The organism is Ensifer sp. NPDC090286, assembly GCF_044769565.1.
In the GTDB taxonomy this organism is placed as follows: domain Bacteria; phylum Pseudomonadota; class Alphaproteobacteria; order Rhizobiales; family Rhizobiaceae; genus Ensifer.
The window spans coordinates 22,921-46,526 of the sequence record NZ_JBIVYF010000007.1; the positions used below are offsets into that span (position 1 = coordinate 22,921).

Annotated in this window: 20 protein-coding genes and 1 tRNA gene; 9 read left to right on the forward strand and 12 right to left on the reverse strand. The window is 63.8% G+C overall.

All coding sequences use genetic code 11. The features are described 5' to 3' along the window. Nucleotides 1-64 precede the first annotated feature (64 nt). Genes ACIQUG_RS29040 through ACIQUG_RS29050 form a run of 3 tightly spaced genes read right to left on the reverse strand, consistent with a single transcriptional unit; the run spans nt 65 to nt 2,626 of the window. Entirely contained in the window at nt 65-1,219 is a 1,155-nt protein-coding gene (locus ACIQUG_RS29040) for an AGE family epimerase/isomerase (RefSeq protein WP_402326056.1), read from the reverse strand. A gap of 9 nt (nt 1,220-1,228) precedes the next feature. Further along, the gene (locus ACIQUG_RS29045) at nt 1,229-1,723 is read right to left on the reverse strand and encodes a heme-degrading domain-containing protein (protein ID WP_402325725.1); all 495 of its coding nucleotides are present in this window, start codon (nt 1,721-1,723) and stop codon (nt 1,229-1,231) included. A gap of 6 nt (nt 1,724-1,729) precedes the next feature. Continuing rightward, nucleotides 1,730-2,626 (reverse strand): ROK family protein, encoded by an 897-nt coding sequence (locus ACIQUG_RS29050; protein WP_402325726.1) that lies wholly within the window; start codon nt 2,624-2,626, stop codon nt 1,730-1,732. A gap of 241 nt (nt 2,627-2,867) precedes the next feature. On the opposite strand from ACIQUG_RS29050, the gene ACIQUG_RS29055 reads away from it, so the two are divergent. Together ACIQUG_RS29055 and ACIQUG_RS29060 are read left to right on the forward strand one after the other, a co-directional pair. Then, nucleotides 2,868-2,944, forward strand: a tRNA-Arg gene (locus ACIQUG_RS29055). Between the two features lie 54 nt (nt 2,945-2,998). Further along, nucleotides 2,999-3,535: a GNAT family N-acetyltransferase gene (locus tag ACIQUG_RS29060; RefSeq protein ID WP_402325727.1), complete on the forward strand. Its 537-nt coding sequence runs from the start codon at nt 2,999-3,001 to the stop codon at nt 3,533-3,535. Nucleotides 3,536-3,542: 7 nt separating this feature from the next. Here ACIQUG_RS29060 and ACIQUG_RS29065 read toward each other — a convergent pair whose 3' ends face one another. Then, on the reverse strand, nt 3,543-4,445 hold the full coding sequence (locus tag ACIQUG_RS29065; RefSeq protein ID WP_402325728.1) for a LysR family transcriptional regulator: 903 nt from the start codon (nt 4,443-4,445) through the stop codon (nt 3,543-3,545). A 112-nt stretch (nt 4,446-4,557) separates the two neighbouring features. On the opposite strand from ACIQUG_RS29065, the gene ACIQUG_RS29070 reads away from it, so the two are divergent. Together ACIQUG_RS29070 and ACIQUG_RS29075 are read left to right on the forward strand one after the other, a co-directional pair. Then, nucleotides 4,558-5,280: an SDR family NAD(P)-dependent oxidoreductase gene (locus ACIQUG_RS29070; protein ID WP_402325729.1), complete on the forward strand. Its 723-nt coding sequence runs from the start codon at nt 4,558-4,560 to the stop codon at nt 5,278-5,280. Between the two features lie 284 nt (nt 5,281-5,564). Then, nucleotides 5,565-5,834, forward strand: coding sequence for a hypothetical protein (locus tag ACIQUG_RS29075; protein WP_043614800.1), 270 nt, complete (start codon nt 5,565-5,567; stop codon nt 5,832-5,834). Between the two features lie 41 nt (nt 5,835-5,875). Here the strand turns inward: ACIQUG_RS29075 and ACIQUG_RS29080 are convergent, their stop codons facing one another. The 3 genes from ACIQUG_RS29080 to ACIQUG_RS29090 all read right to left on the reverse strand — a co-directional run bounded on the left by ACIQUG_RS29080 (nt 5,876) and on the right by ACIQUG_RS29090 (nt 7,401). Beyond that, nucleotides 5,876-6,244: a VOC family protein gene (locus ACIQUG_RS29080; protein WP_402325730.1), complete on the reverse strand. Its 369-nt coding sequence runs from the start codon at nt 6,242-6,244 to the stop codon at nt 5,876-5,878. A gap of 126 nt (nt 6,245-6,370) precedes the next feature. Further along, entirely contained in the window at nt 6,371-6,532 is a 162-nt protein-coding gene (locus tag ACIQUG_RS29085; RefSeq protein WP_089044368.1) for a Thivi_2564 family membrane protein, read from the reverse strand. A 146-nt stretch (nt 6,533-6,678) separates the two neighbouring features. Further along, nucleotides 6,679-7,401 (reverse strand): META domain-containing protein, encoded by a 723-nt coding sequence (locus tag ACIQUG_RS29090; protein WP_402325733.1) that lies wholly within the window; start codon nt 7,399-7,401, stop codon nt 6,679-6,681. Between the two features lie 208 nt (nt 7,402-7,609). On the opposite strand from ACIQUG_RS29090, the gene dxr reads away from it, so the two are divergent. After that, nucleotides 7,610-8,785, forward strand: a complete 1,176-nt coding sequence (gene dxr / locus ACIQUG_RS29095) for a 1-deoxy-D-xylulose-5-phosphate reductoisomerase (protein ID WP_402325734.1) — start codon at nt 7,610-7,612, stop codon at nt 8,783-8,785. A gap of 45 nt (nt 8,786-8,830) precedes the next feature. Here dxr and hemA read toward each other — a convergent pair whose 3' ends face one another. The 4 genes from hemA to ACIQUG_RS29115 all read right to left on the reverse strand — a co-directional run bounded on the left by hemA (nt 8,831) and on the right by ACIQUG_RS29115 (nt 14,116). Next, nucleotides 8,831-10,045 (reverse strand): 5-aminolevulinate synthase, encoded by a 1,215-nt coding sequence (hemA, locus tag ACIQUG_RS29100; RefSeq protein WP_043614792.1) that lies wholly within the window; start codon nt 10,043-10,045, stop codon nt 8,831-8,833. 328 nt (nt 10,046-10,373) lie between these two features. After that, the gene (locus ACIQUG_RS29105; protein WP_402325735.1) at nt 10,374-11,171 is read right to left on the reverse strand and encodes an FAD binding domain-containing protein; all 798 of its coding nucleotides are present in this window, start codon (nt 11,169-11,171) and stop codon (nt 10,374-10,376) included. 11 nt (nt 11,172-11,182) lie between these two features. After that, a complete protein-coding gene (locus tag ACIQUG_RS29110) occupies nt 11,183-13,528 on the reverse strand; it encodes a xanthine dehydrogenase family protein molybdopterin-binding subunit (RefSeq protein ID WP_402325736.1) in 2,346 nt (781 codons plus the stop codon). Nucleotides 13,529-13,627: 99 nt separating this feature from the next. Next, the gene (locus ACIQUG_RS29115; RefSeq protein WP_034802397.1) at nt 13,628-14,116 is read right to left on the reverse strand and encodes a (2Fe-2S)-binding protein; all 489 of its coding nucleotides are present in this window, start codon (nt 14,114-14,116) and stop codon (nt 13,628-13,630) included. A 431-nt stretch (nt 14,117-14,547) separates the two neighbouring features. On the opposite strand from ACIQUG_RS29115, the gene ACIQUG_RS29120 reads away from it, so the two are divergent. The 4 genes from ACIQUG_RS29120 to ACIQUG_RS29135 all read left to right on the forward strand — a co-directional run bounded on the left by ACIQUG_RS29120 (nt 14,548) and on the right by ACIQUG_RS29135 (nt 22,708). Beyond that, entirely contained in the window at nt 14,548-14,805 is a 258-nt protein-coding gene (locus ACIQUG_RS29120) for a glycine zipper domain-containing protein (RefSeq protein ID WP_034802400.1), read from the forward strand. Between the two features lie 213 nt (nt 14,806-15,018). Continuing rightward, nucleotides 15,019-16,248: an MFS transporter gene (locus ACIQUG_RS29125; protein ID WP_402325738.1), complete on the forward strand. Its 1,230-nt coding sequence runs from the start codon at nt 15,019-15,021 to the stop codon at nt 16,246-16,248. A gap of 264 nt (nt 16,249-16,512) precedes the next feature. Continuing rightward, nucleotides 16,513-18,426 carry an autotransporter assembly complex family protein gene (locus ACIQUG_RS29130; RefSeq protein WP_402325739.1) on the forward strand — a complete coding sequence of 638 codons (1,914 nt, stop codon included), beginning with the start codon at nt 16,513-16,515 and terminating at the stop codon, nt 18,424-18,426. Nucleotides 18,427-18,529: 103 nt separating this feature from the next. Next, nucleotides 18,530-22,708 (forward strand): translocation/assembly module TamB domain-containing protein, encoded by a 4,179-nt coding sequence (locus ACIQUG_RS29135; RefSeq protein WP_402325740.1) that lies wholly within the window; start codon nt 18,530-18,532, stop codon nt 22,706-22,708. A gap of 213 nt (nt 22,709-22,921) precedes the next feature. Here ACIQUG_RS29135 and ACIQUG_RS29140 read toward each other — a convergent pair whose 3' ends face one another. Next, nucleotides 22,922-23,416, reverse strand: coding sequence for a MerR family transcriptional regulator (locus tag ACIQUG_RS29140; protein WP_402325742.1), 495 nt, complete (start codon nt 23,414-23,416; stop codon nt 22,922-22,924). Between the last annotated feature and the right edge of the window lie 190 nt (nt 23,417-23,606).

Sequence of the window (23,606 nt, forward strand, 5' to 3'; positions counted from 1 at the left end):
AAAGAAAATGGCCCGCCGCAATTGCGACGAGCCATAACAAGAGCGGATACTATGGATCGGCAAATCAGAGCCGGGCCAGGCAGTCCTCGGTTTCATAAATGGCGCAAAGGATGTGGTAGAAGCTGCTCGCCGGCGCCGGCTCCTCGACGAAGCTGCCGTCGGCCTGCTGCTTGTCGCGCCAAAGGCCCGCAACCGGCGTCGCCAGGAACGTCTGGAGGGCCGCCGCTGCCCGCGCGGCCGAAGCAAGATAACGCTCGCGCTCGGCACCGTTCGTGAGTGCGGCAAAGCGGACGGCCGCCTTTAGCCACTCGGTCTGCGGCCAAAGCCGCGCGATCGGATCGGCGACCGACAGGTCGTCGAGAAGCGTCATGATCGCAACGTTGCGGTTCGCACAGATGCCATGGGCCTCGCCGATATCGAATAGCCGCCGCGCCTTGACGATCGCCTCTGCGCTGCCGCGGCGTTCCGCCCAGCGCAAAAGCAGCCAGGCCCATTCGAACAGATGACCGGGCTCGACGATCCGGCCCTTGTCGCCGGCCATCGGCGCCCAGTCGTTGTCGAAGAACTCGCGCAGCACCCCGCTTTCGGCATCGATGAAATAATCCATCGCCAGATGTGCAATTTCGTCGGCGAGGTTTGCCCAGCCCACCCGATCGAAGCCCTCGACGGTCTCGCTCGCCAGGCACGCTTCGAAGAGGTGCATATGCGGATTGGAGCAGAGCGGCAGGCGCGGAGGATTGTCTTCCTCGAAGCCGGCGACCGGATGCTTGACGTACGCCTCTATCCGCGCGCGAAGGTCATTGCTGCGCTCGATCATCTCGGCCTTGCGGGCCGGCACGACCTCGCCCAGATAGGCGAAGGCGAGCAGCGCGAAGGCCTGGTTGTAGAGGTCGAAGGACGGATCGAGAAGATTGCCGTCGGCATCGGCGAGCGCAGCGTAAAAGCCGCTCGACTGCTTGAAAACGCGATCGAAATAGGCAAGCCCGCCTTCGGCGGCACTACGCCAGTCGCCTGTCCAGCCGCGCCGGCCGGCCTCGGCGAAGCAGTAGACTTGCCGGGGCTGAACGCGCGCACGCCGGTTGGCGCGGGTCGGCCCGCCCGCCATATCAATCGTCTCGACGAAACCGCCTGAATGATCCACGCCCTTGTCGCGCCAGAGCGGCAGGGCCTTGTCTGCCAGCCAATCCGACAGCACGCGTGATTGCGAAAGAATATCCAATGCCAATTCTCAGTCCTCGAGCTTCAATGCGCCGTGATCCTTGCCGAGCAAGACCGAGAGCGCTTCGACCACCATGTTGTGGTCCTCGCGTTGCGGCAGGCCGGATACGGTGACGGCACCGATACAGCCGGTGCCCTTGACGACGATCGGGAAGCTGCCGCCATGCGCCGCATAATCGGCATCGGCCAATCCGAGCTTTGCCTGCAGATTGGTCTGTGCCTTGGCAAGCTCGCGGCCGGTGGCGTAGCTGCTCTTGAACAGCCGGAACACGGTGTTGCGCTTGCGGCGCACCCAGTTCGGATTGTCAGGCGTCGCCCCGTCGAGCGCGGCATAAAACACCTGCATCGAGAAGAGCGTGATGTCGATGACGACGCCAAGCTTGCGCTCGGCCGCCATCTTGCGCAGCAGCGTGCCAAGCTCCCAGGCCGTATCGAGATCAAAGCGCTCGAACTGCAATTCCTGTTCCTGCCGCGCGATGCGGGCGAGGTCCTTGTCGATATTCATGGGGTTTTAGTCCTTCCAGAGCCAGGCCGCGCCGCGCACGCCGGAGCTGTCGCCGTGCAGGGCCTTGCGAATGGGCGTTTCGAACGTATCGCCGAAGAGATAATTGACCACGCGCGGCGGAACGTCCTGATAGATCTCGTCGACATTCGACATGCCGCCACCGAGCACGTAGACGTCCGGGTCGACGATATTGGTCAGCAGCGCCAGGCTGCGCGCCAGCCGGTCGACGAAGCGCTCATAGACGCCTGTCGCAACCGGGTCGCCCGCCCGCTTTGCCTCGATGATGTCGCGCCCGCGCTTTTCAATACCGGTCGTGAGCCGGTAGTCGAGTTCGACGCCGGTACCGCAGGCATACATGTCGAGGCAGCCGTGCTTGCCGCACCAGCATTTGTGGCCGGGATATTCGTCCTTCGTCATCCAGGGCAGCGGATAATGGCCGATCTCGGCGGCAACGCCCTGGTAGCCGGCATGCACCTTCTTGTCGATCGCAAGGCCGCCGCCATGGCCGGTACCGACGATGACGCCGAAGACCACATGCTCGTTCTTGCCGGCACCGTCGACCGCCTCCGAGACCGCCAGGCAATTGGCGTCGTTGGCAAGCCGGACCGGGCGGCCAAGCGCCGTTTCGAGGTCGCGACCGAGCGGCTTGCCATTGATCAGCACCGCATTGGAATTGCGCACGATACCGGTGCGCGGATTGGGGCTGCCGGGAATGCCGATGCCGATCGAGCCCTGTTCTCCCGCCGTCTGTTCGGCGGCGGCAACGAGATCAAGAACGGCGCGAATGCAATCGTCATAGCCGCTGGTCGGGGTCGAGACGCGATGACGGGCGCGCGTTTCGCCATCGCGGCCGAGCGCGATGACTTCCATTTTCGTGCCGCCCCAATCTATTCCGATGAACATATCTGGATCAGGTCTCTGATGAAGGTCTCAATGGGGAGCGCCAGCTTCCTCGGGCCAGCGCACGCCTTGCTTAGCATTCGGAAGACGTGGAAGACCAGCCCCCGTTTCATCGTCGTTTTCAAGCCTGCCGATCCGTGGCAACACCCCGCCCCGACGAGACGAGGCCGCCCGCATTTCCTCGGGCATGCACGCAAAAACACTTGGCGAAGAGCCCTTGCTTTTGTATGGGTGCTATCCAAGTGGTCCCGTAGCTCAGCAGGATAGAGCACCAGATTCCTAATCTGGGGGTCCCGCGTTCGAATCGCGGCGGGATCACCATTCTCCAATACCCCTGTTAATCGAACTGGACGCGGCGCGCGCCGTGCTGACGCCGTGGATGACATTAAAGCTACCGCCTGCGGAGAAAACACGGTCCAGCTGCTTGTGACCTATATGGAAATGCTCGAACGCCCGGCGGGCGACGCGTTTCCGGCACCGATCGCGCACGCGGTGGTTACGTCCGAACGTCCGGATGCCGCCGCGTTTCTTTCGCTCTATCGCGCCGTCGGCGAACCATTGCGCTGGGATCAGCGACTACGCATGCCAACAGCCGATCTCGACGATTTTCTCGGCAGCACCTCCACGAGCCTCTACATCCTCCGGCTGGACGACCGCGCGGTCGGGCTTTGCGAATTCGACCGCGCCGATACCAAGGATGTCGAACTCACCCATTTCGGCCTGATCCCGGACGTTTACGGCCAAAGGCTGGGGCCATTTCTCCTCGACAATGCGCTACGCGCGGTCTGGAACCGTGGTGCAAACCGGATCTGGTTGCATACGGACGAATGGGATCATCCGAAGGCGCAGGCGACCTATCGTCGGGCCGGTTTCAGCATCTTCGCGCAAAAACTCGAAGAGATCGTGCCCTAGCGCGTGCTCACCGAAGCGGCTGCCACGCCGGGCCGCGCCAGGCTTTGAGTTCCTGCAGAAACACCTGCAGCCGTGATGGCAGGAAGCGCCGCGTCGGATAGACCGCGTGCACGAAAACATCCGGCGCCGACCATCCCGGAAGGACGCGCACGAGCTTACCGCTCGCAAGCAGGCTGTCGCAGAAGATCGGCGGCAACCGGCCTATGCCGTGGCCACGCTCGGTCATGGCGCTCGCCGACTGGATGTCATGGACCGACACCGCTCCGCTCACACGCAGGCTGGCCGTTTCGCCACCTTTGACCAGATGCCATTCTGCCTCGTTGCCCCGCGCATTGACCAGAACGCAGCGATGGCCGCTCAGGTCTTCGGGGCGCGATGGGGTGCCCTGTTGGTCGAGATAGTCGGGCGCGGCCACCAGGAAGTGGGTGCTTCGGCCCAGGCGCTGCGCGACAAGCGACGAATCGCGCAATTCGCCGAACCGCACCGCGACGTCGATGTTTTCGGCAACGAGGTCCATGAACATGTTGGTGACGAGCAGATCGACCTCGATCTCGGGATAGGTCTTCAGGAATGCGGACAGGAAATCAAAGAAAGGCGGCTGCCCGAGGGTCATGGGAACGGTGACCCGCAGCAACCCCTCCGGCCTTCTCTGCGCCTCGCTCAGCACCCGCTCCGCATCGCGAAGCTGCTTCAGCGGTTCGCCGCATTCCGCATAATAGGCGCGGCCCTGCGCCGTGAGACTGAGCTTGCGCGTCGTGCGCTGGATGAGCGTGACGCCCAGTTGCTCCTCAAGGGCCGTGACCTTGCGGCTGACGGTGGAGACCGGCATGCCGAGCGAACGTGCCGCCCGGCTGAAACTCTCGAATTGGGCCACGGCGGCAAAGACCGCGATGTCATTCAGATCGACCATGCGATGATTTTTGCATCACTGGAAAAGTAATTCCAGATATTTCCGTCTAATCGCACAATCCGGCGGCAGCCATATTGAACTCACCGAAACCGTCCAACCACGGAGAGATCAGATGACAAACAAAGTCGCCATCATCACCGGTGCATCCCAGGGCATCGGCGCGGGCCTCACAAACGCTTTTCTGGCAGAGGGCTATAGCGTCGTCGCAACCTCGCGCAATGTCAGCCGATCGCGCGAAATCACCGAATCGGACCGGCTGGCGCGGGTCGACGGCGATATCGCCGATCCGGAGACGGCGAAACGCGTGGTCGAAACGGCGATCGACCGCTTCGGCTCGATCGACGCGCTGGTCAACAATGCCGGCATCTTCTTTACCAAGCCCTTCGTCGACTACACCACTGACGACTACCGGCACCTGAGTGCCACCAACATCGAGGGGTTCCTCCACACGACCCAACTCGTCATCAAGCAAATGCTGGCCCAGAAAAGAGGCGGCAGCATCGTCAGCATCACGACGCCGCTTGCCGATCGCCCGATCGCAGGCATGAACGCTTCGGTCGCCATGCTGACCAAGGGCGGCATCAACGCCATCTCGAAGAACATCGCCATGGAATACGCAAGGGACGGAATTCGCGTCAACGTCGTCGCGCCCGGTGTCGTCGACACGCCGCTTCACAAGGACAATCCACGGGATTTCCTCAACACGCTTTCGCCGATGCACAGCATCTCCAGCGTCGAAGAGATCGTGGATGCCGTCCTGTTCCTGACCCGGGCTCCACGCATCACCGGGGAGGTGCTGAACGTCGACGGCGGCGCGCATCTGGGCAAATGGTAAAGCGGCAGCACCCGCCGCTGGCGCAGAGCGGCGCAGGGGAAAAGAAACGCGCTGACGTCATGCGCCTGTCACGAACCCCAGCTAAACAACACTCACATCTTCCTGATGACCACGGATGAACTGGCATCGACGGAAGGTGATGAGGAAGGTCGGGTTTGCCCCGGCCTTTTTTGTTGGGCCGGGTTTTGCTCCATCAGTCATGATCGCAAGATTGCCTTGCCGAAGCCGCCTGCTTGACAGGAGATGCAGTCTGCCTGACGGTGCGCGCATGACGGGAGGACACCATGGGTAAGCTTCTGCAAATCATCGGCATCGTCATCATCCTGGCCGCACTGGCCGCTGCGATCGCGCTACTCGCTACCGATCCGGCAACGGCGCAGCTTCGAGCGCTGGTCGTGCTTCCCTGGGCTTTGAGTGCGATCCTGAGCGGCATCCTTCTCGCGGCGTTCGGCTCGATGCTGCGGCAGCTCAGCGCAATCCGCGCCGCCACCGAGCATCAGGCCGCCCTGTTCCAGGCCATCCTTGATCGCAGAGCGCCGACCGCCGCGCAATAAGCGCTGCTATTCCGCGTTCGGTCCACCGAAACCTGATGATTTCAATCATCGGGCCTGCATACGCGCAGGCGATGACCATCGGGATCAAGCGCCACGAAGGTGCGGCCGAAGACCGCCGTCTTCAGCCCCTGCTCGATCGTGATCCCTTTGCTGCGCCACTCCGCATAAAGGCGCTCGACCTCAGCATCGTCCTTGACCATGAAGGCGATTTCCGAGCGATGACCAGTACCGGACGAGACGAAATCCCGCGCGCCGGTGGACCAGAGACTGAACGTCAGCCCGTTTTCGAGTTTGAAGGCCACATAGGCCGGGAAGGAAGCAACGGGTTCGCGTCCAAGGAGGCCGGTATAGAACGCGGCACTTCCAGCCGGGTCTTCGACATAGAGCAGGATGAGGTTCGGTGACAGCATCGTCGGGTCTCCTTTTCGATGCCCGGACCCTAGGCGCTGCCGCTGTCAGATCCTGTCAGCATCGACCAGACAGCCAAAGGCCGCCGGGTCTTGCGATCCGGCGGCCTTTGGCTGGAAGGCGGCACGTCAGAAGACGGCCAGGTATTTCAACAGAGAGATGATGCCGATGATGATGACGATGATCTGCACGATCTGCTTGGCACGCGCGTCGAGCGGCAGCCGCTGGACGAGATAGAGCACCAGCACGATGACGAGGAACGTAATCAGGATTCCGATAAGCAGCCCCATGGATCAACTCCCTTTTCACAACAACAGCGCGACAGCGCCGGAATTGTAACTATGAAGCGAGGGCAAAAGTTCCGACTTTCACCACAACTTCTTGCACCGGTCGCGATAAAGACCCGGCAAGAACGGGAGGAACAAGCGGCGCCTCGTCAGGACGCCGGCTTGCAGGCGATGCCCTGATCCTGGTCACCTTTCGTCGCGTCGAAAAGCGTCGCCTCCTCGCCCTTCGTCCACCAGACATATTGTCCGCCGGCATATTTGGCCCCGGACGCGGCAATCACGTTGGATGCGACGACGAACGTGCCGTCGATGGTGAAGGTCACCAGCGAAACCGGGCCGGCGTTGATGTACTCCGCCTCGATCGCCTTGCCGCCGCAATCATAGCGGACCGATTGCCGATCGACCGTGTCGGCTCCCGGAATGCGGATCGTCACGTCGGAGCCTTCCGAAGCTGCCGTCATCGATGCCAGCTTCACGGCAGTGCCACCACCCGCCTTGCCAAGCACGAGCTTCGATCCTTCCACCGACCAGGAAAGCTCTGAACGCAGCGATTCCAGGAACTTCTGCTCCTGCGTCATCACCGCGGGCACGCACATCTTGCGCGTCGTGGCGGCGGGACCGAAGGTGACCTTGGAGCCCGAGAGGCTGAAGGTTCCGGTGAAATGGTTGCAGCCTGCCATGCCGCCATAGGTGCCGTCTTCGCGGATTTCGAGCGTCGATTGCAGGTCGTCGATCACGCCGCCACCGCCGATGTCCTCGGCAAGCCAGGTGCCGACGAGCTGCTGCGGCACGTTCTCGGCCGCGACCGGCTGCATCGAGGCCATCTCGATCGCCACGCAGGCGCAGGAAACGGCGGTCATGACTTTCAGCATCGCGAACTCCTTCGGCCCCGACTCAAGGCACCTGATTCTTAGCCCGCGGACGAGACGGAATGAAGACCGCGCCCTTGTTGCCGGCGGATTTCGCCTGTAGAGCCTAGCAAACAACATAAAAAACTCGGATCGATCTCGTGCAGATCATGCGCCCGCGGCGAAGGCTCAGCCGGGCATCCCGTCCGAAAAGAAGAACATGGGTATTGGCATGGCATCCCGCGACAGTGCGAAGCGCCGACTGACGATCCTCGGCTCGACCGGCTCGATCGGCACCAACACGCTCGACGTCATCGAGCGCCTTGGCGGCCGCGAGCACTTCGACGTCGTCGCAGTCACCGGCAACGGCAACATTCCCCTGCTTGCCGAGCAGGCCGTGAAGGCCGGCGCCGAACTCGCCGTCACTGCCAACGACAGCCAGTATGAAAATCTGAAAGCGGCGCTTGCCGGCACCGGCATCCAAGTTGCCGCCGGCAAGAGCGGCCTGATCGAGGCGGCCGAGCGCAATGCCGATTGGGTGATGGCCGCGATCGTCGGCAATGCCGGCCTCGCCCCGACGCTTGCTGCCGCCCGCCGCGGCGCCGACATCGCGCTCGCCAACAAGGAGTGCCTGGTTTCCGCCGGCAGCCTGTTCATCGACGCGGTCAAAAAAGGCGGCGGTCAGCTGCTGCCGGTCGACAGCGAACACAACGCCATCTTCCAGGTTCTGGAAGAACATCAGCGCCATGCGGTCGAACGCATCATCCTGACGGCTTCGGGCGGCCCCTTCCGCACCAAGTCGCTTGAGGAGATGCGGCATGTGACGGCTGACGTCGCGCGCGCCCACCCCAACTGGTCGATGGGCCTGAAGATCTCGATCGACAGCGCCTCGATGTTCAACAAGGCGCTGGAGATGATCGAGGCGAAGCACCTCTTCGCACTCAAACCCGAGCAGGTCGAGGTGATCGTGCATCCGCAGTCGGTGATCCACTCGATGGTCGGTTACACCGACGGATCGGTGCTGGCCCAGCTCGGCTGCCCGGACATGCGCACCGCCATCGGTTATGCGCTCTCCTATCCGAGCCGTTGCAGCCTACCGATCGAGCGGCTCGATTTCGCCAAGCTGTCACGCCTCGATTTCGAGGCGCCGGACGAAGTCCGCTTCCCGGCGATCCGGCTTGCCCGCCGGGCTATGGTCGAGGGTGGCGTGCAGGGCGCGGTGCTCAATGGTGCCAAGGAAACGGCGCTCGACGCCTTCATCGCCGGCCGCACCGGCTTTCTCGCCATGGCGGAGATCGTCGAAAAGGTGATGGACAAGCTTACGGACCTGCCGGGCGCCACGACGATGGACGACGTCTTTGCCGCCGACGAAAAAGCCCGGCACTTGGCGGCCGGGCTGCTTCAGTAATTCGGAGCTTTCCAACCGGCGCGCATGGCGCCGGCAAAAATGGCCTTACGCGACAGCGCGAGCCAGCGCACAGCGCGACCACAGCGAATGCAGCGCGCCGACGAGATGGTCGATGTCGGCGTCCGAATGCAGCGGCGTCGGCGTGATGCGCAGGCGCTCGGTCTTCTTCGGCACCGTCGGATAGTTGATCGGCTGGACGTAAACGCCGAAGTTGTCGAGCAAGAGGTCGGAGATCCACTTGCACTTGGCGGCATCGCCCACCATGACCGGCACGATATGGCTCGGGTTCGGCATGTGCGGAATGCCGCGCTGGTCGAGCAGCGAGCGCAGACGACGCACGCGCTCCTGGTGCGCGAAGCGTTCGACCTGGCTTTCCTTCAGGTGACGGATCGAGGCAAGCGCACCGGCGGCGAGCGTCGGCGGCAGGGCCGTCGTGAAGATGAAGCCGGATGCGAACGAGCGGATGAAATCGCAAAGTGCTGCCGAGCCGGTGATGTAGCCGCCCATGACGCCGAAGGCCTTGCCGAGCGTGCCTTCGATCACCGTCAGGCGGTGCATCAGGCCTTCGCGCTCGGCAATGCCGCCGCCGCGCGGACCGTACATGCCGACGGCATGCACTTCGTCGAGATAGGTCATGGCGCCGTACTTGTCGGCGAGGTCGCAGAATTCCTTGATCGGCGCGATGTCGCCGTCCATCGAATAAACGGATTCGAAGGCGATCAGCTTCGGCGCGCGCGGATCGGCTGCGGCGAGCTTGGCTTCGAGGTCAGCGACCGAATTGTGCTTGAAGATGACGCGTTCGCACTTGGAGTGACGGATCCCCTCGATCATCGAAGCGTGATTCCCGGCGTCCGAGAAGACGATGACGCCAGGAATCTTCGAACAGAGCGTGCCGAGCGCTGCCCAGTTGGACACGTAGCCCGAGGTGAACAGAAGCGCCGATTCCTTGCCGTGCAGGTCCGCGAGCTCGCGCTCGAGCAGGACGTGGTAATGGTTGGTACCGGAGATGTTGCGGGTGCCGCCGGCGCCGGCGCCGCATTCGTCGATGGCGCGCTTCATCGCCTCGGTGACGACGGAATGCTGGCCCATGCCGAGATAGTCGTTCGAACACCAGACGGTGACGTCCTGAACGCCTTGAGCCGTGTGGCGCGCGGCCTTCGGAAATTGGCCGCGATGACGCGCGAGGTCTGCGAAAACCCGGTAGCGGCCTTCCTGATGCAGCCCGTCCAGCTCGTTCTTAAAGAAATTTTCGAAATCCATCATTTTCTCCAGTGCCCGGCCGCTTTTCTTCAATCAAAGCGACCTGGGGTCAACCTCGGAATGCCCGGCATCTGCCAACTGCGGCAAAAGGCCCTTGAAGCGCTGCCTGCCCAGTAAGTGCATCCGAGATGATCTAGCATTTTTGAGCCTGAGCATCTTCGCTGCTTTCACTGAAACCGTTTCAACGGGAACAGCCCTAGTTTTGAAACATTCCAAAGAAAGCCTTAGTGCATGTTCATCACGTCAAGCTTGATCGAAGTCAAGCAAGGATGAAAAAAGGACGGCCGAGGCCGCCCTTTTTCGCTGTTTGTGTGGCGGCAAAGGCCGGTCATGCCGCAGCCACGGCGCGTTTGGCCATGACCTTCACCAGGTTGGCGCGATAGGCCGCATCCGCGTGAAGGTCGGAGAGCAGGTCCGACGCGCTGACATTGATGCCAGCGAGCGCGTCCGGCGACCAGTTGGCGGAAAGTGCGGCCTCCATCTCCGCCTGACGGAAAACGCCGTCTGCGCCCGCACCGGTGACCGCGACCCGGACCTCGCCATTGTCGCGCTTGGCGACGAAGACACCGGTCATCGCATAGCGCGAGGCCGGATTGGCGAACTTCTGGTAGGCGGCCTTGGTAGGCGCATCGAAGGTAACGGCGACGACGATCTCGCTGTCTTCCAGCGCCGTTTCGAACAGGCCGGTGAAGAAATCGTCAGCCGCGATCTCCCGCCGGTTGGTGACGATCGTCGCCCCGAGCCCGAGCATCGCCGCCGGATAGTCGGCGGCCGGGTCGTTGTTGGCGATCGATCCGCCGATCGTGCCCATATGGCGCACATGCGGATCGCCGATATGGCTGGCGAGACTGCAGATTGCCGGACAGACGGCTTTGAGTGCTGCCGACGACGCCACCTCATAATGGGTGGTCGCAGCCCCGATCCGCACCGATCGGCCGTTGACCGAGATGCCCTGCATCTCGGCGATATGGCGAAGGTCGATCAGGTCGCTCGGCGACGCCAACCGCTGTTTCATCGTCGGGATCAGCGTCATGCCGCCGGAGACATATTTGCCTTCGCCGGCCGCTTCCATTCGGCTGGCGGCATCCTGAACCGAGGACGCCCGGTGATATTGGGTCTCGTACATGAGTGTCCTCCTCAGTTGGCCGCGTTTGCCGCCGCCCACACCTTGTGCGATGTTGCCGGCATGGTGAGCGCGTTGTTGCCGATGGCGTCGGTGATGGCGTTGATCAGTGCCGGTGGCGAGCCGATCGCACCGGCCTCGCCGCAGCCCTTGATGCCCAGCGGATTGTTCGGGCAGGGCGTGTTCGAGGTCGAGACCTGGAACGACGGCAGGTCGTCGGCGCGCGGCATGGCGTAGTCCATGTAGCTCGCCGTCAGCAGTTGGCCCGAGGCATCGTAGTGCACGCCTTCGAGCAGCGCCTGGCCGATGCCCTGCGCGAGCCCGCCATGTACCTGTCCCTCGACGATCATCGGGTTGATGATGTTGCCGAAGTCGTCGGCCGCGACGAACTGGATGATCTTGGTTCGGCCCGTTTCCGGGTCGACCTCTACCTCGCAGATGTAGCAGCCGGCCGGGAAGGTGAAGTTGGCCGGGTCGTAGAAGGCCCCTTCCTTCAGCCCCGGCTCCATGCCGGCAGGCAGATTGTGGGCGGTATAGGCGGCAAGCGCCATCTGGAACCAGGGCACCGCCTTGTCGGTGCCGGCGACCTTCAGCTCGCCGTTCTCGATGACGATGTCGCTCTCGTCCGCCTCCATCAGATGGGCGGCGATCTTCTTCGCTTTGGCTTCGACCTTGTCGAGCGCCTTGACGACAGCCGACATGCCGACGGCACCGGAACGCGAACCATAGGTGCCCATTCCCATCTGTACCTTGTCGGTGTCGCCATGCACGATGTTGACGCTGTCGAGCGGCACGCCGAAGCGTTCGGCGACGAGCTGGGCAAAGGTCGTCTCGTGGCCCTGGCCATGGCTGTGCGAACCGGTCAGCACCTCGATCGTGCCGACGGCATTGACGCGCACCTCGGCCGATTCCCAAAGGCCGACGCCGGCGCCGAGCGACCCCACCGCTGCCGACGGTGCGATGCCGCAGGCCTCGATGTAGCAGCTCATGCCGATGCCGCGCTTCATGCCGCGGCCGGCCGCTTCCGCCCTGCGGGCGGCAAAGCCGTTCCAGTCGGCCGCCTTCATCGCCGCTTCGAGCGAAGCGTCGTAGTCGCCGGCGTCATAGTTCATGATCACAGGCGTCTGGTGCGGGAAGGAGCGGATGAAATTGACCCGCCGCAATTCGGCAGGCGAGACGCCGAGTTCGCGCGCGGCCGTCTCCATCGTGCGTTCCAGGAGATAGGTCGCCTCCGGCCGCCCGGCGCCCCGATAGGCGTCGACCGGCGCCGTGTTGGTGTAGACCGTGCGCACATTCGCGTGGATCGCAGGGATATCGTACTGCCCTGACAGCAGCGTCGCATAGAGATAGGTCGGCACCGCCGAGGAGAACAGCGACATATAGGCGCCGAGATTGGCGACCGTGTCGACCTTCAGCCCGATGATGCGGTTGTTCGCGTCGAAGGCCATCTTCACCTTCGACACATGGTCGCGGCCATGCGCATCGGTCAGGAACGCTTCGGTGCGGTCCGACGTCCATTTGACCGGTACGCCGGTGCGCTTCGACGCCCAGAGACAGACGATCTCCTCCGGATAGATGTAGATCTTCGAGCCGAAGCCGCCGCCGACATCGGGCGCGATCACCCTCAGCTTGTTTTCCGGCGCGACATTGTAGAAGGCGCTCATCACCAGCCGCGCCACATGCGGGTTCTGGCTGGTCGTGTAGCAGGTGTAGTGATCGTCGCCGGCGTCGTAGATGCCGAGCGCCGCGCGCGGCTCCATCGGGTTGGGCGACAGCCGGTTGTTGTGGATGGTGATCTCGGTGACGTGCGCCGCCGCGCCGATCGCCTTGTCGGTTGCCGCTTCGTCGCCGATCTGCCAGTCGAAGATCAGATTGTTCGGCGCTTCCGGATGAAGCTGCGGCTGTCCTGCCTCCAACGCCTTCGACGCATCGATGACGACGGCAAGCTCCTGGTACTCGACGACAACGGCCTCGGCCGCGTCACGCGCCTCGGCGACGCTGTCGGCAACGACGATCGCCACGGCATCGCCGACATAGCGCACGGTCTCGTGCGCGAGCGGCCGCCAGGCGCCCATCTTCATCGGCGATCCGTCCTTGGAATGGATCATCCAGCCGCAGATCAGGTTGCCGATACCGTCGGCGAGCAGCTGCTTGCCGTCGAGCACGCCGATCACACCCGGCATGCCCTTGGCCGCCGACGCGTCTATCTTCACGATCTTCGCATGCGCGTGCGGGCTGCGCACGAAGACTGCATATTTCATTCCCGGCACGGACATGTCGTCCGTATAGCGGCCCTTGCCGGTCAGGAACCGTTTGTCCTCCTTGCGCGCCACGCGCGCGCCAATGCCTTCAACGCCCATTGCCTATCTCCTCCCGAGAATCCAGCGACAGTCCCGACGGCCATGCGTCGGTCCTGGGTGACATGCGTCAGGGGCGAGGTCCCGCCCCTCGATCTACCGCTATTCTGCGGCCACGCGGGCGCCGCTCATCTCGGCGGCGGCGGCAAGGATCGCTTTCACGATGTTGTGGTAACCGGTGCAGCGACAGATGTTGCCTTCGAGCTCGGCGCGCACCGTCGCTTCGTCCAGCTGTCCCTGGTGCCTGCGGATCATGTCGACGGCGGTCATCACCATGCCGGGCGTACAGAAGCCGCATTGCAGGCCGTGATTGGCCTTGAAGGCCGCCTGCACCGGATGCAGCTCGCCGTCGGCCGCCAAGCCTTCGATGGTGGTGATCGTGGAGCCTGCCGCCTGGGCGGCGAGGATGGAACAGCTCTTGACCGATTTTCCGTCCATATGGATGACGCAGGCGCCGCATTGCGAGGTGTCGCAGCCGACATGGGTGCCGGTCAGTCCAAGATTTTCGCGTATGAATTGCACCAGCAATGTGCGGTCGTCGCAATGACCGCTCACCTGACGGCCGTTGACCGTCATTGTTACTTTCGCCATTTCGCTCCTCCGGGGTCGGTCAATGCCAACACGAGCGCGGCCGGAAAGTCGGGTGAGATGGTTCACGCGACTAAGGTACGCGCCAACTGATATCGATGCCCTTCGCCCACGGATCCGCTCCTCCGGATTTTGCAGGCTTGTTTGTATCATTTGTCTTTTTTTGGAATGCCGCAACTGCCCCCGCCCGCCGGACGACAAAATTTTTCTACACCGGTTGTATCGCGGGGAACTGAGCCTTCATGTCCCGTTCAGGAACGATATCATTATCTTGCCGCCAGGAAGAAACCGCAGCGCTCCCGTAGACTTTCGATGGGGACCGCGTATTTTCCGAACCGCAAGTTCAGGTGGAGCGGGATGTTCCCGGCTCCGCCATCATCCACGGGACGGACTGAGCGCAAGGCTTGAGATCCGTAGAGATCGGAGAGAACAACATGAAGAAAGCCATCGCACTTGTGCTGGTCGCCCTGGCGGTCGCAAGCTGCACCCAGACGGAAAAAGGCGCCGGCATCGGTGCCGTTTCCGGCGCGATCATCGGCGGCGCTGTCACCGGCGACGTCCGTGGCGCAGCGGTCGGCGCGGCCATCGGCGGCGTATCCGGCGCGGTCATCGGCAACGTCACCGAACAGCCGGGCCAGTGCTACTACCGCGACCGCTACGGCCGCCGCTACATCGACTCCTGCCCGCGCTAAGGCGCAGCAAGAAGATCGTCCTCGGCGTCGCGCAAGCGCGTCGACGGAATGGTTCCCCCTCATGGCAATCGCCCTGAGGGGGTTTTTCGTTGCAGCAGGCAGCGAGAAAAACGATGCACGCCTGACCAAAATGACAGGGCGCGCGCAAACCGGGTGGCTCTGCGTCACGCAATTCCGTTTCGTGGCCTCGACCTATCATGATCGAGGCTTCCCATGTCGAAACCAGAAAACACGCCCCTTCCCCCGGCTTTCAAGCGGATCGGCTGGTCCAACCTCTTTGCGCAATTTTCGGAGCAGATGGCGCTGGCCGCCGCTCCTCTGGCCGCCGTGCTTCTGCTCGCCGCAGGCCCTGCGGAAACCGGCTGGCTGCAGATGGCGCAGACGCTGCCGTTCCTGCTGCTCTCCATTCCAGCCGGTCTCGTTGCCGACCGCGCATCGCGGCGCGGGCTGATGGTCAGCTCGGAAATGCTGCGCGCGCTGTCGCTGGTTGCCACGCTGTTGCTCATGCTCAGCGGCCTGCTGTCGCTGCCGTTGCTGGCCGTCATGGGCTTCGTCGGCGCCATCGGCACGGTCTGCTACAATGTCGCCGCACCTGCCTTGATCCCGGCGATCGTTCCGCGTGCGCAACTGGCCGATGCCAACCGCTGGATGGAGCTTGCCCGCAGCCTCGCCTATTCGGGCGGCCCGGCGATCGGCGGCGCGATCGTCGCATGGACGGGCGCATCGCTCGCCTATGTCGCCGCCACCTCCCTGTCGCTTCTCTCCGTCGTCCTGCTCGCCGGCCTTGGCGATCACCACCAGCCGAGCAGCCCCAAGCGCAAGCTTCTCCAGGATCTCGCCGAAGGTGCCCGTTTCCTTGCCGGCCACGCGCTATTGAGGCCCATTCTGGTGACCGCCATCGTCTTCAACACGGCCTGGTTCGTGCTGCAGGCGGTCTACGTCGCCTATGCCATTCAGACCCTTGGCCTGACGGCGACCGGTGTCGGGGTCACGCTCGGCATCTATGGTGCCGGCATGATGATCGGCGCCTTCGCAGCACCCGCCATTGCGCGCCATATTCCTTTCGGCGTGATGATCGCCCTTGGCCCGCTGGGCGGGCTGACTGCCGCGGCCGTCATGCTCTCCACCATCTGGGTTCCATCCGGCGTCCTTGCGGCCTTGAGCTTCTTCCTGTTTGGCGCCGGCCCGGTGCTCTGGTCGATCGCCACCCTCACCTTGCGACAGGCCGTCACGCCCAATGCGATGCTCGGGCGCGTCTCGGCCTTCATCACCACCGCCACCTTCGGCGCGCGCCCGATCGGCGCGGCGCTCGGCGCCGTCGTCGCCACGCGCTTCGGCGTCGAGGCATGCCTCGCCGTCGCAGCCGTCGGCTTCCTGGTCCAGTTCCTCGTGATCATCGCTTCCGCCGTGCCGCAGCTGCGGGAACTGCCCGAAGCAGCCTAGCAATATGGCACCTCGGTCGAGGCCTGTGGCTCCGGCGAAGGCCGGGCGCTTACCTGGTTGTCGGCACCGCAGAGCCGGCGGTTGTGCTGCGCCGACAACATTTCCGCGCTTTTTCGACGAAATCGACACCGAAATTCGGCATCAGGGGTGGATGCAACGGATCGTCATCGTTAACAGATGGAAAACCTTAGGCATGCAATAGTGACCCGGCCGCATAAGCAGGCAGTTTGTATTGGGTCGCCTGAAGACGGGATGCGGAAGCGAATGTCCCCACCACGGTCGAGTATTGCGTACTGGAAGGCAGCGACTGCGCTTGCTGTTGCCTTTACGTGCGCGCTCGGCCCGCTTTCCGCCGAGAAGGCCTATGCCTTCAAGCTCTTCGGCATGAAGTTTTTCGAGAGCGACGAGGAAGAAGCGCCGGTCATCGACCCGGTCAACTATACCCTCACCTTCGACGCCGGCACCGACGACGACGAACTGAAGGAAGCGCTGGAAAACAGCTCGCAGCTCGTGCAGGGCCAGGAAAAGCCGGTCTCCGGCGATCTTGGGCTCGCCATCCGGGCCCGCGACGACCGCGACCGACTGCTGGCCGCACTCTACGAAAAGGCCCGCTACGGCGGCACCATCGCGATCCGCGTCAACGGCCAGGACATCGACAGCCTGCCGCCGGATCCGTCTTTCCCGGATGGCAAGCCTATCCCGGTTACCGTCACCGTGACGCCGGGCCCGGTCTTCAACGTCGGTTCCGTCAGGTTCGAAGGCGACGCGGCTGGCTTCAGTCCTGCCGATTACGGCCTGCCCGCCGGCGCACGCGCCGATTCCACCCTGATCATCAAGGCCGGCGAAAAGGTCGTGAACGACCTGCGCGAGCAGGGCCGGCCGATGGCCAAGCTCACCGAACGCAGCGCGGTCGCCAACCACGCCAATTCGACCGTCGACATCGTAATCGGCGCCAGCGGCGGCCCCGTCGCCCCGGTCGGCGAGGTCACCGTCGGCGGGACGAAGACCGTCGATCCCGGTTTCGTGCGCGACTATTCGCGCCTCAACGAGGGCCGTCCCTATTCGCCGGAGGACATCCGCAAGGCCTCCGAGCGGCTGCGCCAGCTCGGTGTCTTTTCGAGCGTGACCATCAAGGAAGCCAACACGCTTTCGCCAGACGGGTCGATCCCGATGAAGATCGAGGTCTCCGAAGGCAAGCACAAGTACTTCGGCTTCGGCGCCCAGGTTTCGACGACCGACGGCCTTGGGCTTTCGGGCTATTGGGGGCACCGCAATCTTTTCGGCCGCGCCGAATCGCTGCGCATCGAGGGCTCGGTCGACCGCATCGGCGAGACCAAGGAGCTGGACAAGCTCGACTATTCGGTCGGCATCCTCTTTGCAAAGCCGGGCGCCTTCGGCCCCGCCTCGACCTTTACCGCCAGCCTCAAGGCCAACATCCAGGACCCGGACGCCTATCGCGCCAAGATCCTGACGGGTGCCGCCGGCGCGACCTTCGAACTCTCGCCGACCGACACCTTCTCCGGCGGCGGCGAATTGAGCTGGGCCAACATAGACGACGCCTTCGGCTCGAATTCCTATCTGACGGCCGCGGTCCCGCTCGAATATGTGCGCGATACCCGCAACGACAAGCTGAACGCGACCGAAGGCTATCGGGCGATGATCAACGCCAAGCCGAGCTACGAGATCAAAGGGCAGACCTTCTTCTCGTCCTTCGAAGCGTCGGCGTCCGGCTACCATGCGCTCGGCGACGAGAAGCGCTTCGTGCTTGCCGGCAAGATCGGCGCCGGCGTGCTCGTCGGCGGCAGCGGGCTCGAGGACATCCCGGCCAACCGTCGCTTCTATCTCGGCGGTGGCGGCTCGGTGCGCGGCTATTCCTACCAGGAGATCGGCCCGCGCAATTCCGACGACCGCGAGACCGGCGGGCGCTCCTATGTCAACGCCTCGCTCGAAGCCCGCATCGCGGTCACCGACACCATCGGCGTCGTGCCTTTCATCGACGCAGGTACCGTCTCGGCGAAGACGACACCCGATTTCTCCGACATTCGCGCCGGCGCCGGCATCGGCCTGCGCTATGCCACGCCCTTCGGTCCGATCCGTCTCGACTTCGCCGTACCGCTCAACAAATATCCGAACGGAACGAAATACGGCATCTATGCCGGCATCGGCCAATCCTTCTGATCCAGGCCGTTTCTCCCGCAGGAATCGGCAAATCGCCGTCATTGCGCGATAGTTTCTCCCCGCGGCGATTCCGCTGCCGCGCAACTTGCGTTATGGGTAGATCATGAATCAGGTCGTCCGTTTCCTTCGCACGACGCTGCGCTATGGCCTTCGTGTGCTTGGCGTGCTTGCGGTCGTTGCCCTTCTTCTCGTCGCCTTCGTGGGCTTCACCACACCCGGCGCCCGGCTCGTCGCCTGGGCAATCGAGAAATATGCGGCAACCCCCGACCAGATCGTGCGGATCGCCGATCCGAGCGCGCTTTTGACCGGCAAGTTCACGGCCGGAAGCATCACGCTGTTCGATGGCGAGGGCATCTATGCCGAAGTGCGCGACGTCAATCTCGACTGGTCGCCCGCCGCCCTCCTCACCTTCCGCTTCGAAGCCGCAGCGCTCTCGGCCGGCTCGATCCGCGTCGAGCGCCTGCCGATCCCCTCCACCGAGACCAAGGAAGTCCGCTCGACCTTTGCGCTTCCCGTCGATGTGAAGATCGACGCGATTGATCTCAAGGAGATCATTATCGGCAAGGCGATCGCCGGCGAGGACCAGTTCCTGACCGCCAGCGGCAAGGTGAACGCGACCAACGAAAGCATCGCCCTTCAGCTTGCGGCCGCCCAGCGCGACCGGCCGGAAGCACGCGCGGTCGCCGATATCGTCTTCAATCCGGCGGGCAACGAGCTGAAGCTTGAAGCGACCGTGGACGAGCCGAACAACGGCGTGCTGGCAAAGCTGCTTCGCCTGCCGAACGAGCCCTCGGTCAACATCAAGCTGACCGGTGAAGGCCCGCTTTCCGACTGGAGCGGCAGCGCTACGGCAGCACTCGACGGCAGCGAAATTCTCAAGCTCGACGGTCGCCACGTCCAGACGCCTGACGGAATGCACCGGCTGACGGTCGACGGTGGCGGCGGCTTCGGCTCGCTGATGCCGCCGGCGCTGCGCCCGATGTTCGAGGGTGAGACCAAGATCGACATCGCCGCCGCGTTCAACGACCAGGGGCTGGTTCAGGCCGACAAGGCTCATGTGACGACCGGCGCGCTCTCCTTTGCCGCTTTCGGAACCTACGACAGCAAGGGCGAGAACAACCTCAAGGCCAGACTTGCCGGCACCAACGGCCCGGTCGACTTCCGCTGGCCGCTGCAGAAGGGTGAGGCACAAGCCAAGATCAATGCCGTCGACTTCTCGCTCATCGGCGACGCGCAAGCCGCGATCCTCGATCTCGCCGCAGACGTCACCTCCGTGGCGCTGCCGGACGTGGCGCTCGGCGCAGTCAAGCTCTCGGCGCGCAGCGACGGTTTCAATGTCCAGGCGCAATCCGGTCTGGTGAAGGCGGCAATCGAAGTGGGCGAAGCCGGCTTCAACGATGCAAACCTCGCCCGCCTGGTGCAGGTGCCGATGAAGATCGACGCCAACCTGTCCGTGACGAAGGAAAACATCGCCTTCAATCCGGTAACGATCGAAAGCCCCGGCGTTGGCGGCTCGCTCACCGGCGCCTTCTATCGCGACGAGAATACCGTTTCCGCCGCCTTCAAGCTCTTTGCCGTTCCGGGCGCGCTGCCGCCGGCAGCCGCAGCGAAGTTCGACGGCACGATCGCACTCTCGGGCGAGGTGAAGACGGCAAGCGACGGCGGCGTCACCGTGGAGGGCATCGAGCTCAAGTCGGGCACGATCGAGGCGGCCGGCACCGTGGCGCTCGCGCAGAGCAACCTGACGGCCGATCTCAAGGGCACCCTGCCCGATCTCGGCAAGGTGCTTGACGATGCCAAGGGCAAGGCCGAATTCACTGCCGCCGTGACCGGCCCGCTCGCCGAACTCGGCATCAAGGCCGAGCTGACCTCGAGCGGCGCGACACTGGCCGGGCGCACGCTCAGCGACCTCAACATCAAGGCCGACGCCAACGCCAACCCATCGAGCCCGCAGGCAAGCCTGACGGCAACCGGTGCGCTCGACGGCCAGGCGATCGACGTCAAGGCCGACGTCGTCTCGAAGGATGGCCAGACCGCAATCCCGGTGCTCGAAGCCAGGATCGGCGAGAACAAGCTGACCGGGGCGATCAGCTTCACCCCCGATTTCAAGCCGGACGGCACGGTCCGATTCGACCTGCCCGATCTCGGCCTGCTTGCCGCCATGGCCGGGCAGAAGGCATCCGGCGACCTCAACGGTTCCGCTGCCATCAAGACCGCAAACGGCATCACCTCCGTCGTCGTCAAGGCCGGCGGCAGCGGCATCAAACGCGATCAGCTGACGATTTCCAAGCCGACCGCCGACATCACCATCGCCGACCTTGCGGCCCTTGCGATCAAAGGCAGCATCCGCGCCGAAACCGTGGCGCAGGGCGAAAACCGTGTTTCCGGACTTGCCGTCGATTTCGAGCAACAGGCCGGCCGCACCGGCTTTTCCGCCGACGGCAAATATGACGGCGGTCCGCTGACGGTGAAGGGTGACCTTGCCAGCGCCAAGGGCCGCACGGAAATCCGCCTCGCATCCTTTGGCGCAACGCCGAAAGGCATTGCCCTGAAACTGGCGCAGCCGACGGTGATCGCCATCGAAAACGGCACCGTCCGTCTCAACGCGCTGACGATCCAGGCGTCGAAAGGCACGATCGCCGTCAACGGCACCGCTGGCGAAAAGCTCGACATCACGGCGAAGCTCAACGCCCTGCCCGCAGCACTGGTCAACGCCTTTGCACCGGACCTCGGCGCCGAGGGCACGATCGCCGGCACCGTCGATGTCGAGGGCGCCGCGTCTGCGCCGGTCGTCGCCTACGATCTCAAATGGTCGGGCGCCTCGCTCGCAGCAGCTCGCACGGCCGGCGTTGCGGCCTTTGACGTGACGGCGGACGGCAAGTTCGCCAACAACAAGGTGACGCTGGATACGACGCTTTCGGGCGCCGGCGGCCTTTCCTTCAAGGGCGGCGGCAATCTCGATATCGGCGGCAACATGCCGATCGCGATGAAGTTCAATGGCAACGTCCCCTTCGCGCTCATCGCCAACCTGATGGCGGAAAAGGGCTTCACACTGACAGGCCAGGCGAATGTCGATGTGGCGATTTCCGGTTCCGCCAAAGCGCCGCAGATCGCCGGCACGATCGCCACGTCAGGTGGGCGCCTCGTCGACGTGCGCCGCAACCTTGCGCTCAACGACCTGACCGCCAACGTCGCGCTCGACGGCAAGCAGGCGACGATCTCCAGGCTCTCGGCCAATCTCGCGACCGGTGGCTCGGTCGAAGCCAGCGGCACCGTCGGCACCGTGCCGGGCTCAGGCTTCCCGGCCAACCTGACGATCAAGCTGAACAACGCGACCTATGTCGACGGCACGCTGTTCAACGCCAATGTCGCCGGCGAGATGACGCTGACCGGCCCCCTGGTCGCGACCCCGACGCTCGGCGGCAAGGTGACGATCCGCAAGGCCTCGATCACCATTCCCGAGAAGCTGCCGACATCGCTGTCGGCGATCGACATCAAGCACAAGAATGCGCCGCCCAAGGTGCAGAAGATGGTCAAGGACCTGCGCAAGGACGAAGTGCCAGCCGCCGGGGCCAATGCCAGCGGCGTCATCGCCTTCGATCTCGGCGTCAATGCGCACCAGATCTTCGTGCGCGGCCGCGGCATCGACGCGGAACTCGGCGGCGACCTGACGATCCGCGGCACCGCGGTGCAACCGGTCATTTCCGGTGGCTTCGAGATGCGCCGCGGGCGGCTTGAAATCCTCGGCAAGCGCCTGACCTTCACCGACGGCAATATCGGCTTTGGCGGCGACCTGATCCCGACGCTCGACCTCAAGGCGACGTCCAGCGTCGGCGCGACCACCATCACCGTCTCGGTTGCAGGCCTCGCCAACAATCCGCAGATCGCCTTCTCGTCCTCCCCGGCCCTGCCGCAGGACGAAATCCTGGCGCAGCTGATCTTCAACCGGTCGCTGTCGAACCTCTCGGCCTTCCAGATCGCGCAGCTCGCCTCCGCCGTCAGCCAGCTTGCCGGTGGTGGTTCGACCTCGCTGCTCGACGGCCTGCGCAACAAGCTCGGCGTCGACGATCTCGACGTCACCACCGACGAGAATGGCGGCGCGTCCGTGCGCGCCGGCAAGTATCTCAACGACCGCACCTATATCGAGCTGCAGCAGGGCTCCGATTCCGCCTCCAGCAAGGCGGTCATCAATCTCGATGTCGGCAAGGGCGTGAAGCTCAAGGGCTCGGCCGCCGGCGACGGTTCGGCCTCGGGCGGTGTCTTCTTCGAAAAGGAATATTGAGCAGCGCCCGGCGAAAATACGCCTGACCTGCTCAGCAGTGAGCATGAGAAGGCCCGCGGATCCGGTCGCGATCCGCGGGCTCATCTCTCTTCACGAAGACCGCCTCGACGGCGAGGTCCGCCGCAATCCTTCAAATGCACCAGCCGCGTTTCGAGCTTGGGCTCTGCCGCATGTCATCAGCGCAGAACCGCGCGCATTCCTGCACGACCTGTTTCAGGCCCAGCCGTTCTCGGGAACGAAGGAGGCTTCGCGGCGCGGGCGCGTCTGCTCGTAGCGGTTCCATGCGACGGCATCAGGCGACAGGCCGGTCATCTCGGTCTTTCGGGCAAGCGCGACGAGTTCGTCGATAGAGAGGGCATCGCCGCGTTCGATCTTCCGGAGCGCCGCGTCGATCAAGGACAGGCCGTGTTCGACACGGTCGCGCAGGTCCAAGAATGCCGATTGCTGGACGGCAAGCGTTTGCCCGAGGGCCGGCGCGGTACCGGCGAGCATTTCGGTAATCCGTGTGAGACTGAGGCCAAGCCGCCGCAGCGCCAGGATTTCGGTCAGCCGCGCGATTTCGACCGCACCATAGAGCCGCCACTTCTTTTCCGTCCGCCGCGGCGAGATCAGGCCGCGATCCTCATAGACCTTGAGAGCGCGGATGGTTAGGCCAAGGCGGTCGGCGCATTCGGCAGCCGACAGCAGTTCATCGTGGTTCACGCCCATGAGCACCTCTTCGAAACACATTCAAAAGAGGTGACTTTGCCGTCAGCCTGAGCGGGCTTTGCGAAGTTTTGATGGAGATTTGGCGAAGACGCACCATGAAAGGCGATTTGCCGTCTCGCGCCGTCGAAACTTCCAGGATCACTCCGTGGAATTGCCACTTTGCCGAACCTACATCGGTGTCGGCGCGCGA

Bases quoted from the DNA above. Each gene is read 5' to 3' on its own strand.
- hemA (WP_043614792.1), bottom strand. From the start codon at position 10,045: ATGGATTTCGAAAATTTCTTTAAGAACGAGCTGGACGGGCTGCATCAG.
- ACIQUG_RS29105 (WP_402325735.1), bottom strand. From the start codon at position 11,171: ATGTACGAGACCCAATATCACCGGGCGTCCTCGGTTCAGGATGCCGCC.
- ACIQUG_RS29115 (WP_034802397.1), bottom strand. From the start codon at position 14,116: ATGGCGAAAGTAACAATGACGGTCAACGGCCGTCAGGTGAGCGGTCAT.
- ACIQUG_RS29120 (WP_034802400.1), top strand. From the start codon at position 14,548: ATGAAGAAAGCCATCGCACTTGTGCTGGTCGCCCTGGCGGTCGCAAGC.
- ACIQUG_RS29050 (WP_402325726.1), bottom strand. From the start codon at position 2,626: ATGTTCATCGGAATAGATTGGGGCGGCACGAAAATGGAAGTCATCGCG.
- ACIQUG_RS29075 (WP_043614800.1), top strand. From the start codon at position 5,565: ATGGGTAAGCTTCTGCAAATCATCGGCATCGTCATCATCCTGGCCGCA.
- ACIQUG_RS29090 (WP_402325733.1), bottom strand. From the start codon at position 7,401: ATGCTGAAAGTCATGACCGCCGTTTCCTGCGCCTGCGTGGCGATCGAG.
- ACIQUG_RS29085 (WP_089044368.1), bottom strand. From the start codon at position 6,532: ATGGGGCTGCTTATCGGAATCCTGATTACGTTCCTCGTCATCGTGCTG.
- ACIQUG_RS29125 (WP_402325738.1), top strand. From the start codon at position 15,019: ATGTCGAAACCAGAAAACACGCCCCTTCCCCCGGCTTTCAAGCGGATC.
- dxr (WP_402325734.1), top strand. From the start codon at position 7,610: ATGGCATCCCGCGACAGTGCGAAGCGCCGACTGACGATCCTCGGCTCG.
- ACIQUG_RS29080 (WP_402325730.1), bottom strand. From the start codon at position 6,244: ATGCTGTCACCGAACCTCATCCTGCTCTATGTCGAAGACCCGGCTGGA.
- ACIQUG_RS29070 (WP_402325729.1), top strand. From the start codon at position 4,558: ATGACAAACAAAGTCGCCATCATCACCGGTGCATCCCAGGGCATCGGC.
- ACIQUG_RS29130 (WP_402325739.1), top strand. From the start codon at position 16,513: ATGTCCCCACCACGGTCGAGTATTGCGTACTGGAAGGCAGCGACTGCG.
- ACIQUG_RS29140 (WP_402325742.1), bottom strand. From the start codon at position 23,416: ATGGGCGTGAACCACGATGAACTGCTGTCGGCTGCCGAATGCGCCGAC.
- ACIQUG_RS29065 (WP_402325728.1), bottom strand. From the start codon at position 4,445: ATGGTCGATCTGAATGACATCGCGGTCTTTGCCGCCGTGGCCCAATTC.
- ACIQUG_RS29110 (WP_402325736.1), bottom strand. From the start codon at position 13,528: ATGGGCGTTGAAGGCATTGGCGCGCGCGTGGCGCGCAAGGAGGACAAA.
- ACIQUG_RS29045 (WP_402325725.1), bottom strand. From the start codon at position 1,723: ATGAATATCGACAAGGACCTCGCCCGCATCGCGCGGCAGGAACAGGAA.
- ACIQUG_RS29135 (WP_402325740.1), top strand. From the start codon at position 18,530: ATGAATCAGGTCGTCCGTTTCCTTCGCACGACGCTGCGCTATGGCCTT.